Raw genomic sequence first — 13,897 nt, 5'->3', positions numbered from 1 at the left:
CCTTGTGATACCCGTGTTGCGCTAGTGTGCAGTCCGAATTAGCTGTACTCGGCTATCACGGCATCGGAAATCTCCGGCCACGGCCGCAGCGCCCACTCCCCGAATTCGCGGTCGGTCAGCACCACCAGCGCGAGCTCGATTTCCGGATCCGCCCAGATAAACCCGCCCGCCTGGCCGAAATGGCCGTACGTTCGCGCCGAGTTCCGCGCGCCCGTCCAGTGCGGCGATTTCGCGTCCCGAAGCTCGAATCCGAGCCCCCAGTCGTTGGGCCGCTGCACCCCGTATCCGGGCAGCACGCCGTCCAGGCCGGGAAACTGCACGGTCGTGGCCTCGGCGTGCAGGCCTGCCGAGACCGTCACCGGGCGCAGCAGGTCCCCGGCGAACGCGGCCAGGTCCGCCACGGTCGACGTCGCGCCGAACCCGGCGGCCACCGCGCCCCCCTCGAGGCGGGTCGCCGCCATGCCCAGCGGCTCGCACACCGCCTCGGCCAGGTAGCGGGCGAAGTCGATGCCGGTCTCGCGTTCGACGGTCTGGCCCAGCACGGTGAAGCCCTGGTTGGAGTAAATGCGGCGGGCACCGGGCGCGGCCAGCACCTTCTCGGAGTGCATCGACAGGCCCGAGGTGTGCGCCAGCAGGTGGCGGACCGTGGAACCGGGCGGGCCGGCGGGCGTGTCGAGGTCGACGGCGCCCTCCTCGAGGGCGACGTGCACGGCCCGGGCCGCCAGCGGCTTGGTCACCGAGGCCAGCTCGAACACCCGCCCGGGGTCGCCGTGGCCGGCCAGCACGCCGCCCGGCCCGACGACGGCGGCGGCCGCGGCCCCGACCGGCCAGTCGGCCAGCACGTCGAGGGGCGCCATCACTTTCGGGCGATGTAGTAGTTGTTGATCGGGTCCGCCTCGATCCCGGCGACCCGCACGTCGTCGAACCCGGCGTCGCCGAGCATCGCGACGGCCAGCTGCGTTCCCCAGGCGGTGCCCAGCCCGGCGCCGTCGAGCGCGAGCGACACCGTCATGCAGTGCATCAGCGACGTCGTGTACAGGTAGGTGCTCATCGGCACGCCGACGTTCTCCTCCAGCCGGCTCGACGCCTTGATGTCGGCCATCAGCAGGACGCCCCCGGGCCGCAGCGCCCGGTAGATGTTCTCGAGCACCCGCGCCGGCCGGGCCTGATCGTGAATGGCGTCGAACACCGTGATGACGTCGTAGGCCTCGGGCTTGTCCAACTCGGACAGATCGTGGCTTTCGAACGTGGCATTCGTCAGGCCACGGTCGGCGGCCTCGCGGATGCCGGTGGCGATGGCCTGCTCGGAGAAGTCGATGCCGGTGAAGCGGCTCGCCGGAAACGCCTGTGCCATCACGTTGACGGCGTGGCCGCTGCCGCAGCCGAAGTCGGCCACGTCGGCGCCGGCGCGCAGCCGCTCGACGAGGCCGTCCACCAACGGCAGCACGACGTCGACGAGCGAGGCGTCGTACATCGCGCCGCTCTCCTCGGCCATCAGCTGGTGGAAGCGCGGGAATTCGCTGTAGGGCAGGCCGCCGCCCGCGCGGAAGCAGCCGATGATCTTCTGTTCGACCTCGCCGAGCAGCGGCAGGAATTGGGCCACCACGGCGAGGTTTTGGGGCCCGGCGGCGCGGGTCAGCACGCCGGCGCGGTGGGCGGGCAGCGAGTAGGTGGCGGTGTCGGCGTCGTATTCCACCACGCGCCCGGTGGTCATGCCGCCCAGCCACTCGCGGACGTAGCGCTCGTCGAGCCCGGCGGCGTCGGCGATCTGGGCGCTGGTGGATGGCGGCAGGCCGGCCATGGTGTCCAGCAGGCCGGTCTGGTGCCCGATGCTCAACAGGATTGTGAGGCTGGCGCCGTCGAGGGTCGCGGCGATGCGTTCGGTGAATTCTTCGGTGGTTTCCCTGGCCGTCACGCCCTGCGACGCTACACCGGCCCGATGGGTGGACGGCCCGCCGCGAGATGTATGGCGGCGATCAGTAGGTTGGAGCCATGAGTCAGACAGTGCGCGGCGTGATTTCACGCAAGAAGGGCGAACCCGTCGAGTTGGTCGACATCGTCGTCCCGGACCCCGGGCCGGGCGAGGCTCTCGTCGACGTGATCGCCTGCGGGGTGTGCCACACCGACCTGACCTACCGCGAGGGCGGCATCAACGACGAGTACCCGTTCCTGCTCGGCCACGAGGCCGCCGGCCGGGTCGAGGCCGTCGGGCCGGACGTGACCGCCGTGGCGCCGGGCGACTTCGTGATCCTGAACTGGCGCGCGGTGTGCGGGCAGTGCCGGGCCTGCAAGCGCGGGCGGCCGCACCTGTGCTTCGACACCTTCAACGCCACCCAGAAGATGACGCTGACCGACGGCACCGAGCTGACGCCCGCGCTGGGCATCGGGGCGTTCGCCGACAAGACGCTGGTGGCCGCCGGCCAGTGCACCAAGGTCAATCCCGAGGCCGACCCCGCGGTCGCGGGTCTGCTGGGCTGCGGCGTGATGGCCGGGTTGGGCGCGGCGATCAACACCGGCGCCGTAACCCGGGACGACACCGTCGCGGTGATCGGCTGCGGCGGGGTGGGCGATGCCGCGATCGCGGGGGCGGCGCTGGTGGGCGCGCGGCGCATCATCGCCGTCGACACCGACAACACCAAGCTGGACTGGGCGCGCAAGTTCGGCGCCACGCACACCGTCAACGCCCGCGAACTCGATGTGGTCACCACCATCGCCGACCTCACCGACGGGTTCGGCGCGAACGTGGTGATCGACGCGGTGGGCCGGCCCGAAACCTGGAAGCAGGCCTTCTACGCCCGCGATCTCGCCGGAACCGTTGTGCTGGTGGGTGTTCCGACCCCCGACATGACGCTGGAGATGCCGTTGGTGGACTTCTTCAGCCACGGCGGTTCGCTGAAGTCGTCGTGGTACGGCGACTGCCTGCCCGAACGCGACTTCCCCACGCTGATCGACTTGTACCTGCAGGGCCGGCTCCCGCTCGAGCAGTTCGTCTCCGAACGCATCGGGCTCGGCGACATTGAGGAGGCGTTCCACAAGATGCACGGCGGCGAGGTGCTGCGCTCGGTGGTGGTGCTCTGATGGCGGCGATCGAGCGCCTGGTCACCCACGGGACGTTCGAACTCGACGGCGGCAGTTGGGAAGTCGACAACAACATCTGGATCGTCGGGGACGACTCCGACGTCGTGGTGTTCGACGCCGCGCACGCCGCCGAGCCCATCCTGGCCGCGGTCGGTAAGCGCAACGTCGTCGCGGTGGTCTGCACCCACGGGCACAACGACCACGTCACGGTGGCCCCCGAACTCGGCGCGGCCCTGGACGCGCCGGTCCTGCTGCACCCCGGCGACGACGTGTTGTGGCGAATGACCCACCCGGACAAGGACTTCCGCACGATCGCCGACGGCGACACGATCGACATCGCCGGCACCGAGCTGCTGGCTCTGCACACGCCGGGGCACTCCCCGGGCTCGGTGTGCTGGTTCGCCCCCGAACTCGGTGTGGTGTTCAGCGGGGACACCCTGTTCTCCGGCGGCCCGGGCGCCACGGGGCGTTCCTATTCGGATTTCCCGACCATCCTGCAGTCGATCTCCGGGCGGCTGGGCACCCTGCCCGGCGATACCGTGGTGCACACCGGCCACGGCGACAGCACCACCATCGGTGACGAGATCGTGCACTACGAGGAATGGGTGGCGCGCGGCCACTGACATCGCCCGGCCCGCTCGCCACGCCGAACTGACCACCAGCCCAACCACTATCGTTGCCCTATGCAGCCTGAACCGCCGATGCCCGAATCGAGCATTGTGGTCCGCCCCGAGCCGACCTTCAGCGAGGCGTCGCGGCTGCGGGCGGCCGGGTTGGCGAAGGCGATCGCGGTGTTCGAGCGGGCCGCCGAACAGGTTGCGCTGCCCCGGTCTCCACAGCCGATGGTCCTCGCCGACTACGGCGCCGCCAACGGCCACAATTCGCTGCGGCCGCTGTCGGCGGCCATCGCGGTGTTGCGCCGGCGCACCAGCCACGACCACGCAATCCTGGTGGCGCACACCGACGTACCGCGCAACGACTTCACGGCGCTGTTCGGCACGGTGGCCGACGACCCCGAAAGCTACCTGCACCTCGACGGGGCCACGTTCACCTCGGCGATCGGCCGGTCCTTCTACAACCAGATCGTCCCGTCCAAGACCGTCAACCTGGGCTGGACGTCCTGGGCGACGCAGTGGCTGAGCCGAACGCCCTGCGAGGTGCCCGATCACGTGCACGTCTCGTGCACCGCCGACGACGCGGTGCGATCCGCCTATTCCGACCAGGCCGCCCTGGACTGGCACAACTTCGTGGCGTTCCGCGGGCGCGAATTGGCGCCCGAGGGCCGGCTGGTGGCGCTGACGCTGGCGGCCGACGAGGACGAGACGGCGGGCTTCGCGCCGCTGCTCGACGCGATCGTCGGCGCGCTGGACGAGCAGCGACGCGACGGCCTGCTGAGCCCAGATGAGCTGCGGCGCATGACAATTCCCACCTTTGCCCGCACCGAGAAGGATTTTCGCGCGCCGTTCGCGCCCAAGGGGCGGTTCGAAGGGCTGATGATCGAGCACCTCGAGATCTTCAACGCCGAGGATCGATTCTGGGCCCGCTTCCAGTCCGACCACGACGCCCACGCCTTCGGCGCCCAGTGGGCCGCCTTCGCGCGGTCCGCGCTGTTCCCCGCCCTGGTGCGCGCGCTCGACGGCGGCATCCACGACCCACGGGCCGGGCAGTTCGTCGAGCAGCTGCAGGCCGCGGTCGCCGAGCGGCTGTCCAGCGCACCCGAGCCGATGCGGATCCCGCAGGCCCTGGTTGTGCTGGTCAAGGGCGACGGGGCGCGCTGAGGAGAGTTTCGGCACAGCCGCGCAACGGGTAATCCCCCGCCATCGTCGAATCTGCGATGCAAGGGGGTAGATGCATGAGCGTGCAGGACGACAAATCGTCCGGTCAGGACGACGAGCAACGACTGACCGAGAAGCCGGAGCCGGACGAGGACGACAAAGAAGAGGCCGCCAAGATGATGGAGGCCTACAAGGACAAGCCCACGATCGTGCTGCCCGGCACCGGCGGGAGCGTGTCCGGCACCGCCGTCAACGAATGGTTGGACGAGGACGGTAACCCGAAGCATGAAGTCGCCGAGGGCACGGACTCCCAGGCCAAGGACGACGACGGCCGCGAGCAGAAGGATCTGCAGGACCAGATCGAGAAGGACAAGGCCCTCAACGAGGTGCTGAGGGAAGCCGCCACCGCGGAGAACAAAGGCGAAAAACGTATCACCGAAAGGTAATTCGTGTACCGGCCCCCGGTGGCGGGTAAGGGTCGTTCAGCGGGCGGGTAACGGCCCGAGTGCGTTGACGCCCAGGCCGCCCTGGATCTCCTGAAGGATCTGGTTGACCCGGTCGAGCCCGGGGATGGGCTCATTGAGCCCGGGAATCGGTGGAATGGGCGGGACGGCCACGCGGCGCGGAGCTGCCGGGCGCGGGGGCGGGGCCGCCTGGGGAGTCGCCCGTGGCGTCGTGGTCATCGGCGTCTCGGTCTCGGCCGGCGGGTTGGTGTCGGAGGTCGACGGCACCGGGACGTCCACGGGCGCGGGTTCCGCGGTCGCCGGCGCCGGCGCCGGCGGCGTGGTGGTCACCGCCGGGGCGAGCGTCGTCGCCGATTTGTCCGGCGGGTTCAGCCCGACCGCCAGCGCGGCCCCCACCAGCAGCACCGCCGCAGCGGTGACGAGGACGGCGGCCGCCGGCAGCAGGCGCCATCGGGCGAACATCCGCTTGCGCCGCGCGGCCGGGGCGGCGATCCGGGTGGTCGGTGCCTCCAAATCGGGCGCGTCGCCGGCCGGCATGACGCGCGACTGGCGGGCCGTGGCCGACCAGGCCCGGATCGGCATCGGCGTTGGGCCCGCGGGCGGCAGTTGGGTTGTCGCGGTGCGGTCGGGCCTCGCCGCCCGAGCCGTCGCGGTCGCGGGCACGGCGGGCGCCGCGGACGTCGCATCGCCGGCGCCGCGCGCCACCCGCAGCGCGGCGCCGACCGCCGCGGTGAGTTGCGGCCGCGGCGTGGTGGCGACCGGGACACGAAGATGCCGCGCCAGCGTGGTCGTGATGGCTGGGAGGTTCGCCCCGCCCCCCGACGACACCACCGCGACGAGGTCGCGGATCCCGTTGCGCGCCAACGTTTCATCCAGCCGCGCGAGGAAGCCGGTCAGCGCCGGTCGGATCGCGTCGTCGAGTTCGTGTCGGGCGAGCCGGATTTCACCTTGCGCCCCGGTCAGCCCATTGGTCAGCGTCGTCGCGGCGCTCGAGGACAGCTGTTCCTTGGCGATCCGGCACCCGGTGCGCAGCCGGCTCAGCGAGCCGATCGCCGCCGTGCCCGTCGGGAACGCGCCGGTGGTCGGCATGTTGGCCACCACGACCCCCAGCAGCGCCTGGTCGATCAGGTCGCCGGAGAAGTCGCGGTGCCGCACGGTCGGCGCCACCGCCCGGTAGTCACCGTCGGCGTCCATCAGCGTGATGCTGGTGCCGCTGCCGCCGAAATCGCACACCGCCACGGTCCCGCGCGCCGGTATGCCCGGGTTGGTCCGCACGGCGAGCAGCGTCGCGGCCGCGTCGGGAATCAACAGGATGGGGCGCGCGCGCCCCGACCATTCGGGGATTTCGCCCAGGGCGGCGCCCAGGGCCTCCACCGCCGGCGACTCCCAATGGGCCGGGTAGGTGACCGCGACGTCGTCGGGCAGCGGGCGTCCGCCGGTCGCGGCGTAGGCCAGCGCCCGCAACCCGTCGGCGAGCAACACCTCGCCCCGATGCACCGAGCCGTCGGGGGCCACGACGCCGCGCGGGTCGCCGACGCGGTTCACGAAGCCGGTGAGCACGACGCCCGGCCCCTGCAGGCGGGGGTTTTCGGCGGGGATGCCGATCTCGGCGGGCTTGTCCGGATACAGGGTCAGGACGGGTTTGCGGGTGATGGCGTTATCGGAGGTCGCGGCCGCCAGGTTGGTGACACCGATCGATAGGCCCAGTGCGGTCCCAGCTCCATTGGCCATAGTTCGATCCCCGTTGTTCGCAGCACCAATTCGCATCCGGCTAGCCGCTATTGTGCCGCCAAATCCTGTATCGCGTGTCGGTGGCGGCTATGTGACCGCTGTGCGCCGGTCAGCGAATGTTGCCGGCCCCGGCGATGAGTGGCAGGTCGAGCGGGGTGACCCAGCCCGGCCGCAGGTCGTTGACCGCCGGCACGGCGTTGAGGGCCCGCAGCCCGGTCGCCAGGCAGCCGGCCGCGGCGGCGTCGCGGCCGGAGCCGTCGGTGAACCGGAACGCGGTCTCCTGGAAGATGCTCGGGGTCCCCTCGATGTCCACACGGTAGACGTCGTTGTCGTGGCCCCGCGGCCAGTCCGGGGCGGCGTCGAGCCCGATGCGGTTGACGTGTTCGAGCTGGATGCGGGTCTCGCCCTGGTAGACGCCGTTGATGGTGAACCGGACGGCCGCGACGTGGCCGCGCTTGATGACGCCGCGGGCCGAGTTGCGCTCCGTCGGTGTCACCCACTTGTCCCAGGTGGTGGTGATCTCGTCGAGCATGATGCCGGCGGCGTGGGCGATCATCGGGACGGTGGCGCCCCACGCGAAGATCAGCATGTCGCGGTCCTGCAGCATCGGCGTGAATTCGGGCTCGCGACCGATGCCCATCTCGAATTCGTAGTCACCCTCGTAGTTGGTGTAGTCCAGCAGTTCCGATGCGCGCACCCGCCGCACCTCCGACGTCAGGCCCATCAACGTCATCGGGAAGAGGTCGTTGGCGAATCCGGGGTCGATGCCGGTGGTGAAGCAGGACGACTCACCCAGTTCGCAGGCCTCGGTGATCGGCTCGATCCAGTTCGGCGGGTTCAGGTGCATCGTCGGCCACACCCACGGGGTCATCGCCGTCGAGCACACGTCGATGCCGGCCCGCAGGAACCGGGTGATCAGCAGGATGTTCTCTTTGGCGTGCATGGCCGTCGGGCCGTAATGCACCAGCGCATCGGGCTTCAGGGCGATCAGGGCGTCGATGTCGTCGGTCGCGAGAATGCCCACCTTCTCGCCCATTCCGCAGATCTCGCCGACGTCGCGGCCGACCTTGTTCGGGTTGCTGACGCCGACGCCCACCAACTCGAACGAGGGGTGTTTGACGATCTCGGGGATCACCATCTTGCCGACGAAGCCGGTGCCGAACACCACCACGCGCTTTGAGCCGTGTCCCGCCATGCCTTTACGCCACCTTTCCACTCACCAGCCCCCGCTTGGAACTTCACATTAAGCTTCCCTACCGTCGCCCGTGGTGACACGATGCAATTCATGACGAAGCACCTCACCGGACCTGCGATCGTGTTGGCCGTCGGTTTAGGGTTCGCGAATGCCGGCGGCGTGGCCCACGCGCTGCCCCAGATGCCGCAGATCCGCTACGAGGTCAACGGGCCCGCGGTCGCCGAATTCATCTACTACCAAACCGACACCGGGCAGCTGCATCAGGTGAATGCGCCGCTGCCGTGGTCGACGGAGTTCACCGGGTTCGGTGGCGAGGTGTTCACGATCAGCGCGCAGGGGCCCGGCCCCATCTCCTGCAAGATCTTGGTCGACGGCAACGTGGTCAGCGCGGCGACGGCCACGGTCGGCACGCCCGCCCGAACGGTCTGCACCCACTGACCGTGCCGCACGCCCCCGCACGACACGAGGAGGTCTAGGTGAGCCTCAAGACGGGTCCCAAAAAGGGCCTGGCGGCGCGGACGAACGGGGCGCCGCCGCCCGAGATCCCGCTGGCCGACATCCACCTCGAGTCGCTGGACTTCTGGGCGCTCGACGACGATGTCCGCGACGGCACCTTCGCCACCCTGCGCCGCGAGGCGCCGATCTCGTTCTGGCCCGCGGTCGAGTACGAGGGGTTCGAGCCGGGCAACGGGCACTGGGCGCTGACCAAGCATGACGACGTGTATTTCGCGAGCCGTCATCCGGACATCTTCAGCTCCAGCCCCAACATCACGATCAACGACAACACCCCGGAGATCAGCGAGTACTTCGGCTCGATGATCGTGCTCGACGATCCGCGGCACCAGCGGCTGCGCTCGATCGTCAGTCGCGCGTTCACCCCGAAAGTGGTGGCGCGCATCGAGGCGTCGGTCCGCGAGCGGGCCCGCCGGCTGGTCGCCTCGCTGATCGCGAACCATCCCGACGGGGAGGCCGAGCTGGTCGGCGAGCTCGCCGGTCCGCTGCCGCTGCAGGTCATCTGCGACATGATGGGCATTCCGGAGGAGGACCATCAGCGAATCTTCCACTGGACCAACGTGATTCTCGGGTTCGGCGACCCGGACCTGGCCACGGACTTCGGGGAGTTCCTCCAGGTGTCGATGGACATCGGCGCCTACGCCAGCGCGCTGGCCGAGGACCGGCGGTCGAATCACCACGACGATCTGACCACCAGCCTGGTGGAGGCCGAGGTCGACGGGGAACGGCTCACGTCGGCCGAGATCGCGTCGTTCTTCATCCTGCTGGTGGTGGCCGGCAACGAGACGACGCGCAACGCGATCAGCCACGGTGTGCTGGCGCTGTCGCGCTACCCCGCCGAGCGGGACAAGTGGTGGTCTAACTTCGACCGCCTGACGCCCACCGCCGTCGAGGAGATCGTGCGGTGGGCGTCCCCGGTGATCTACATGCGCCGCACGCTGACCCGGGACTTCAAGTTGTCCGGCACCAAGATGAAGTCCGGCGACAAGGTCACGCTGTGGTACAACTCGGCCAATCGCGACGAGTCGACGTTCGACAATCCCTGGCTTTTCGACGTCGCGCGCACCCCCAATCCCCATTTCGGCTTCGGCGGCGGGGGCGCGCATTTCTGCCTGGGCGCCAACCTGGCTCGTCGCGAAATCCGGGTGGTCTTCGACGAATTGCGCCGCGAGATCCCCGACATCGTCGCGACGGACGAGCCCGCGCGGCTGCTGTCGCAGTTCATCCACGGCATCAAGACCCTGCCGGTCGCCTGGACTCCCCCGCGGTAGGTCGCCTCTAATCGCGAGGTCGCGGGCTTACGCTGACCACGTGACCATCCCCGCGTTCCCGCCCCCCGAGGTGCTGGCCGCGCGCCAGAAGCTCGTGCTCGACCACTTTCATGACGAGGTCCGCCAGGCCTGGGACGACGTCTTGGCGACGTTCCCGCATCCGCGCTACGAGTTGATCCCCCAGATGCTCGTGCATGACGGCGACGCGGCGGTGCGCGGCTACTACACCGAGACCCGCACGGCGTTTCCCGACCAGGATCACGAGATCATCGCGCTGCGGCACAGCGCCGACGCGGTGATCGTCGAATTCTGGCTGATGGGCACCCACCGCGGCTACCTGGGCAAGGTCCCGCCGACCGGCAGCCGGTTCCGTGTCCGCATGACCGCCTACTTCGTCTTCGACGACACCGAAACCCTTGTCTGCGAACGCATTTACTTTGACAGCCTGACCATGGTCAAACAGCTCCTCGGCGGGCTGGACATGAGGAAGCCGGCGAACTGGTGGCTGGCCGCGCGCTGCGTGCGCGGGTTCCTATCGATGTCGTCGGGAAAACCGGACCCGGCGCTGACCAACACCTCCTAAACTCCACCGCTAAGAGCAAGGGAGGCTGCGATGCGCACTTCACCCCTTCACCCGGTGGGCGTGCTCGTCGTCGCGGCCATGTTGGCCCCCTGCGCCGCCGCCGTCGCCACTCCGCTGCCGCCCGGTTCGCACACCGAGAAATGGATCGACCTGCGGGCCGGTGAGTGCGTGGCCGACCTGCCGCCGGCCGACGGCAGCCGCGTCGACGTCACCGTCGTCGACTGTGCGACAGCGCATTTGGCCGAGGTGTATCTGCGCGCCCCGATGGCCGTCGACACCGCCACCGCCGCCGTCGCCAACAAGGACTGCGCCGCCGGACTCGCCCCCTATACCGGGCAATCCGTTGACGCCGGCCGATTTTCGATCACCTATCTGATCGACTCGAACCAGGACCGCACCGGCGCCGACCCCACCCCTAGCACCGTCATCTGCTTGCTGCAGTCCGCCAACGGGCAACCGTTGACCGGATCCGCGCGCCGCTGAGGCGCTAGGCGATCACGTAGTCGCTGAGCGGGAAGGTCTGCGCTTCGCGCACCGAATTGAGCGTCGACGTGGGCCGCAGCAGCGACGCCTCACCGCTGGGGCTGAAGTAGTACGACCGCGACGTGGCGCAGTCGCCGCTGTAGAACACCGAACTGTCCAGCCGTTTGGTCATCCGCTCCATGAACCGGTCGTTGGCTTCCTCGGTCACCTCGAAGGTCGTCGCGCCCCGGCGCTTGACCTCGCCGAGCAGCCGGTCGATGTGCCGCATCTGGTATTCGATGGTGTGGAAGAAGGACAGTCCGGAGAAGGCGAACGGGCTTGCCAGGCCGAGATAGTTCGGGAAGTACGGCACTGAGACGCCCTGGTAGGCCTGGAACCTGGTCTCGCGCCACCACTTACCGAGATTGCGGCCCTTGCGGCCGATCACCTCGATGGCCGGGAAGTTGGCCTCCCACAGGTCGAAACCGGTCGCCAGGACCAGGGTGTCGATGACGGTCTTGCGCCCGTCGGTGGTGACGATGCCGTCCGGCTCGATCCGCTCGATCGAGTTGGTCTCCAGGTGCACGTGCGGCTTGGCGAACGCGGGATAAAAGGTGTTGGACAGGGTGGGCCGCTTGCAGCCGCAGTCGTAGTCCGGGGTGAACTTGGCCCGCAGATCCTTGTCCCGGATCCACCGGAATCGGTTGATCTTGGCCAGGTCGGCGGCCGAAATGTTGCCGCGCCCCCGCGATTCCCGATAGTGCAGCGCCCCGACGACCATGATGATTTCCAAGATGATGTCGGTGACCCACCGCAGCGCGCGCTGCGAGGCGGGCAGCCGGGCGAACAGGCGTCGCACCGCCTGCGGGAACTCGAAGTCGGGCTTGGGCATGATGTGGGTCGCGGTGCGCTGGTAGACGGTCAGCTCGCCGGCCCGCTTGGCGAGCTCGGGAATGAGCTGAACCGCCGACGCGCCGGTCCCGATGACCGCGATGCGGCGGCCCGTGTAGTCGTAGTCGTGGTCCCACGCGGTGGTGTGGACGATCTTGCCCTCGAAGCCGGTGATGCCGGGGATGTCCGGCAGGCGCGGCTGGGACAGGAAGCCGGTCGCGGTGATCAGGAAGCGGGTGGTCAGGTTTTCGCCGCCGGCCAGCGCCACCCGCCAGACCTCGGCGTCCTCGTCCCACTCGGCGCCTTCGACGGTGGTGTTGAACCGCATGTGGCGGCGCACGTCGTACTTGTCGGCGACGTCGGCCGCATACGCCTTGACCTCGGCGCCCGGCGCAAACAACCGTGACCACCCGGGATTGGGCTCGAACCAGTACGAGTACGTCGTGGAGGGGATGTCGACGGCGATGCCCGGGTAGTGATTGACATGCCAGGTGCCACCCAGGTCATCCTCTCGGTCGAGGATGACGAAGTTCTTAAAACCGAGGCGCTTGAGCTGAATTGCGGCGCCGATGCCGCCGAAACCTGCGCCTATGATGATCGCGTCGAAACGGTCCGTTTTCACAGCCTTGCTCCGTGCTACCTGTTTCCATACTTAACGAATCATAAGCTTTCCCTAAGATACGTCACTCTAATAGGGCGCCACGCCGAGCGCACCTGAGCGTTGCCCGTATGTGACCATGCCGACACCTGTGCGCCCGCTCAGCATTTTCGGCTCACGCGGAAACCAATTCGCCGCACCGGCGTCCTCATCGCGGGGCCGGAGGCAATCCCATTCGGTCCCGCGTGGGTTGCGTCGCGCGCACGGGTCGTCGTCGCGGCCCGATATCACCGAGTGGTGTTGAACGGAAAAGAGATCGAAGGTTACGCCGCCGAAACCCGTTTCGCCCGTTGCCATGTCGCCGCCCCTCTGATTGGCAGAGTCCCGCGATCTGCGGCTACCCTCGACAGACGAAATCAAACGACGGCTTAAAGTGTTTTTTGGTAACAAGATGCGCACTGGCCGCGTCGGTCCGATGGAGGCGACGGAGCCGCTATCCACCGCATGCCGGCGCGCGCCGGTATACAGGAAAACATCACGAAATGGTCGGCAAGTTGACAGTTTGGGAGGGGCTCGCATGGGCACGTTGGACGGCATGATCGTGCGTCGAATTGTTCGTTCTTTTGGTCCAGCAGTAGTTATCGCCGCGTCGGGCATGGCCGCCTCGGCCGTCTCCGGTTCCCTCATCCCCACCGCCGCCGCCGCATGTCCCGACGTGCAAGTGGTCTTCGCCCGCGGCACCGGCGAAGAACCCGGCGTCGGCCCCACCGGCCAAGCCTTCGTCGACGCCCTGCACCAACGCGTCGGCGACCGCTCCTTCGACGTCTACCCCGTCAACTACCCCGCCACCGACCAATGGGACACCGGCATCGACGGCATCCGCGACGCCGGCGCCCACGTCGTGTCCATGGCCCATGACTGCCCCAACACCAAAATGGTCCTCGGCGGCTACTCCCAAGGCGCCGCCGTCATGGGCTTTGTCACCTCCGCCGCCGTCCCCGAAGGCATCGACCCCGCCACCGTCCCCAAACCCCTGTCCCCCGACGTCGCCAACCACGTCTCCTCAGTCGTGCTCTTCGGCATGCCCAACGTGCGCGCCATGAACTTCCTCGGCGAACCCCCCGTCGTCATCGGACCCGCCTACCAAGACAAAACCCTCAAAGTCTGCGCCACCGAAGACCCCGTCTGCTCCGACGGCATGAACTTCGCCGCCCACAACACCTACGCCGACGACGGCTCCATCATCGACAAAGGCGTCGCCTTCGCCTCCAGCCACCTCGGCCTCGGCGGCCCCGCCCCGGCGCCGCCACCCGCGAGCGGGGGCTTCGGCAGCTGA

15 protein-coding genes are annotated in these 13,897 nt (G+C 68.8%); 9 read left to right on the top strand and 6 right to left on the bottom strand.

Annotated elements, in window-relative coordinates; all coding sequences use genetic code 11:
* Positions 1–38: 38 nt before the first annotated feature.
* On the bottom strand, positions 39–857 hold the full coding sequence (locus W7S_RS10190) for a serine hydrolase (protein WP_008255893.1): 819 nt from the start codon (positions 855–857) through the stop codon (positions 39–41).
* Positions 857–1,915: a class I SAM-dependent methyltransferase gene (locus tag W7S_RS10185; protein ID WP_008255885.1), complete on the bottom strand. Its 1,059-nt coding sequence runs from the start codon at positions 1,913–1,915 to the stop codon at positions 857–859. The genes W7S_RS10190 and W7S_RS10185 overlap by 1 nt, the downstream gene beginning before the upstream one ends.
* Before the next feature lie 77 nt (positions 1,916–1,992).
* Between W7S_RS10185 and W7S_RS10180 the strand changes: the two genes are divergently transcribed.
* The 4 genes from W7S_RS10180 (at position 1,993) to W7S_RS10165 (ending at position 5,299) form a co-directional block, all read left to right on the top strand.
* Positions 1,993–3,078, top strand: a complete 1,086-nt coding sequence (locus W7S_RS10180) for an S-(hydroxymethyl)mycothiol dehydrogenase (protein ID WP_008255882.1) — start codon at positions 1,993–1,995, stop codon at positions 3,076–3,078.
* Positions 3,078–3,701 (top strand): MBL fold metallo-hydrolase, encoded by a 624-nt coding sequence (locus W7S_RS10175; RefSeq protein WP_008255879.1) that lies wholly within the window; start codon positions 3,078–3,080, stop codon positions 3,699–3,701. The genes W7S_RS10180 and W7S_RS10175 overlap by 1 nt, the downstream gene beginning before the upstream one ends.
* 60 nt (positions 3,702–3,761) lie before the next feature.
* Positions 3,762–4,856, top strand: coding sequence for a hypothetical protein (locus W7S_RS10170; RefSeq protein ID WP_008255876.1), 1,095 nt, complete (start codon positions 3,762–3,764; stop codon positions 4,854–4,856).
* Between the two features lie 74 nt (positions 4,857–4,930).
* Complete coding sequence (locus W7S_RS10165; protein WP_008255874.1) at positions 4,931–5,299, top strand: hypothetical protein; 369 nt, start codon at positions 4,931–4,933, stop codon at positions 5,297–5,299.
* A gap of 36 nt (positions 5,300–5,335) precedes the next feature.
* On the opposite strand, the gene W7S_RS10160 is transcribed toward W7S_RS10165, so the two are convergent.
* Together W7S_RS10160 and W7S_RS10155 are read right to left on the bottom strand one after the other, a co-directional pair.
* Positions 5,336–7,048, bottom strand: coding sequence for an Hsp70 family protein (locus tag W7S_RS10160; protein ID WP_008255872.1), 1,713 nt, complete (start codon positions 7,046–7,048; stop codon positions 5,336–5,338).
* A gap of 109 nt (positions 7,049–7,157) precedes the next feature.
* Positions 7,158–8,243, bottom strand: coding sequence for a dihydrodipicolinate reductase (locus W7S_RS10155; protein WP_008255870.1), 1,086 nt, complete (start codon positions 8,241–8,243; stop codon positions 7,158–7,160).
* A gap of 90 nt (positions 8,244–8,333) precedes the next feature.
* On the opposite strand from W7S_RS10155, the gene W7S_RS10150 reads away from it, so the two are divergent.
* The 4 genes from W7S_RS10150 to W7S_RS10135 all read left to right on the top strand — a co-directional run bounded on the left by W7S_RS10150 (position 8,334) and on the right by W7S_RS10135 (position 11,093).
* Positions 8,334–8,681: an MmpS family transport accessory protein gene (locus W7S_RS10150; protein ID WP_026071561.1), complete on the top strand. Its 348-nt coding sequence runs from the start codon at positions 8,334–8,336 to the stop codon at positions 8,679–8,681.
* Positions 8,682–8,719: 38 nt separating this feature from the next.
* Positions 8,720–10,027 carry a cytochrome P450 gene (locus W7S_RS10145; RefSeq protein WP_008255865.1) on the top strand — a complete coding sequence of 436 codons (1,308 nt, stop codon included), beginning with the start codon at positions 8,720–8,722 and terminating at the stop codon, positions 10,025–10,027.
* Positions 10,028–10,067: 40 nt separating this feature from the next.
* Positions 10,068–10,610: an ester cyclase gene (locus W7S_RS10140; protein ID WP_008255860.1), complete on the top strand. Its 543-nt coding sequence runs from the start codon at positions 10,068–10,070 to the stop codon at positions 10,608–10,610.
* Between the two features lie 78 nt (positions 10,611–10,688).
* Positions 10,689–11,093: a hypothetical protein gene (locus W7S_RS10135; protein ID WP_232536740.1), complete on the top strand. Its 405-nt coding sequence runs from the start codon at positions 10,689–10,691 to the stop codon at positions 11,091–11,093.
* A gap of 4 nt (positions 11,094–11,097) precedes the next feature.
* Here the strand turns inward: W7S_RS10135 and W7S_RS10130 are convergent, their stop codons facing one another.
* Entirely contained in the window at positions 11,098–12,585 is a 1,488-nt protein-coding gene (locus W7S_RS10130; protein WP_008255856.1) for an NAD(P)/FAD-dependent oxidoreductase, read from the bottom strand.
* A gap of 66 nt (positions 12,586–12,651) precedes the next feature.
* Entirely contained in the window at positions 12,652–12,918 is a 267-nt protein-coding gene (locus tag W7S_RS26065) for a hypothetical protein (protein ID WP_020822262.1), read from the bottom strand.
* Positions 12,919–13,138: 220 nt separating this feature from the next.
* On the opposite strand from W7S_RS26065, the gene W7S_RS10125 reads away from it, so the two are divergent.
* Positions 13,139–13,897 carry a cutinase family protein gene (locus tag W7S_RS10125; RefSeq protein ID WP_036428776.1) on the top strand — a complete coding sequence of 253 codons (759 nt, stop codon included), beginning with the start codon at positions 13,139–13,141 and terminating at the stop codon, positions 13,895–13,897.

It is taken from the genome of Mycobacterium sp. MOTT36Y (assembly GCF_000262165.1).
Classification (GTDB): Bacteria; Actinomycetota; Actinomycetes; order Mycobacteriales; family Mycobacteriaceae; genus Mycobacterium; species Mycobacterium intracellulare.
Note: the sequence above shows the minus strand (reverse complement) of the source record. Positions and strands in the feature narration are given on the sequence as shown.

Bases quoted from the DNA above. Each gene is read 5' to 3' on its own strand.
- W7S_RS10190 (WP_008255893.1), bottom strand. From the start codon at position 857: ATGGCGCCCCTCGACGTGCTGGCCGACTGGCCGGTCGGGGCCGCGGCC.
- W7S_RS10180 (WP_008255882.1), top strand. From the start codon at position 1,993: ATGAGTCAGACAGTGCGCGGCGTGATTTCACGCAAGAAGGGCGAACCC.
- W7S_RS10175 (WP_008255879.1), top strand. From the start codon at position 3,078: ATGGCGGCGATCGAGCGCCTGGTCACCCACGGGACGTTCGAACTCGAC.
- W7S_RS10170 (WP_008255876.1), top strand. From the start codon at position 3,762: ATGCAGCCTGAACCGCCGATGCCCGAATCGAGCATTGTGGTCCGCCCC.
- W7S_RS10165 (WP_008255874.1), top strand. From the start codon at position 4,931: ATGAGCGTGCAGGACGACAAATCGTCCGGTCAGGACGACGAGCAACGA.
- W7S_RS10160 (WP_008255872.1), bottom strand. From the start codon at position 7,048: ATGGCCAATGGAGCTGGGACCGCACTGGGCCTATCGATCGGTGTCACC.
- W7S_RS10155 (WP_008255870.1), bottom strand. From the start codon at position 8,243: ATGGCGGGACACGGCTCAAAGCGCGTGGTGGTGTTCGGCACCGGCTTC.
- W7S_RS10150 (WP_026071561.1), top strand. From the start codon at position 8,334: ATGACGAAGCACCTCACCGGACCTGCGATCGTGTTGGCCGTCGGTTTA.
- W7S_RS10135 (WP_232536740.1), top strand. From the start codon at position 10,689: ATGTTGGCCCCCTGCGCCGCCGCCGTCGCCACTCCGCTGCCGCCCGGT.
- W7S_RS26065 (WP_020822262.1), bottom strand. From the start codon at position 12,918: ATGGCAACGGGCGAAACGGGTTTCGGCGGCGTAACCTTCGATCTCTTT.
- W7S_RS10125 (WP_036428776.1), top strand. From the start codon at position 13,139: ATGGGCACGTTGGACGGCATGATCGTGCGTCGAATTGTTCGTTCTTTT.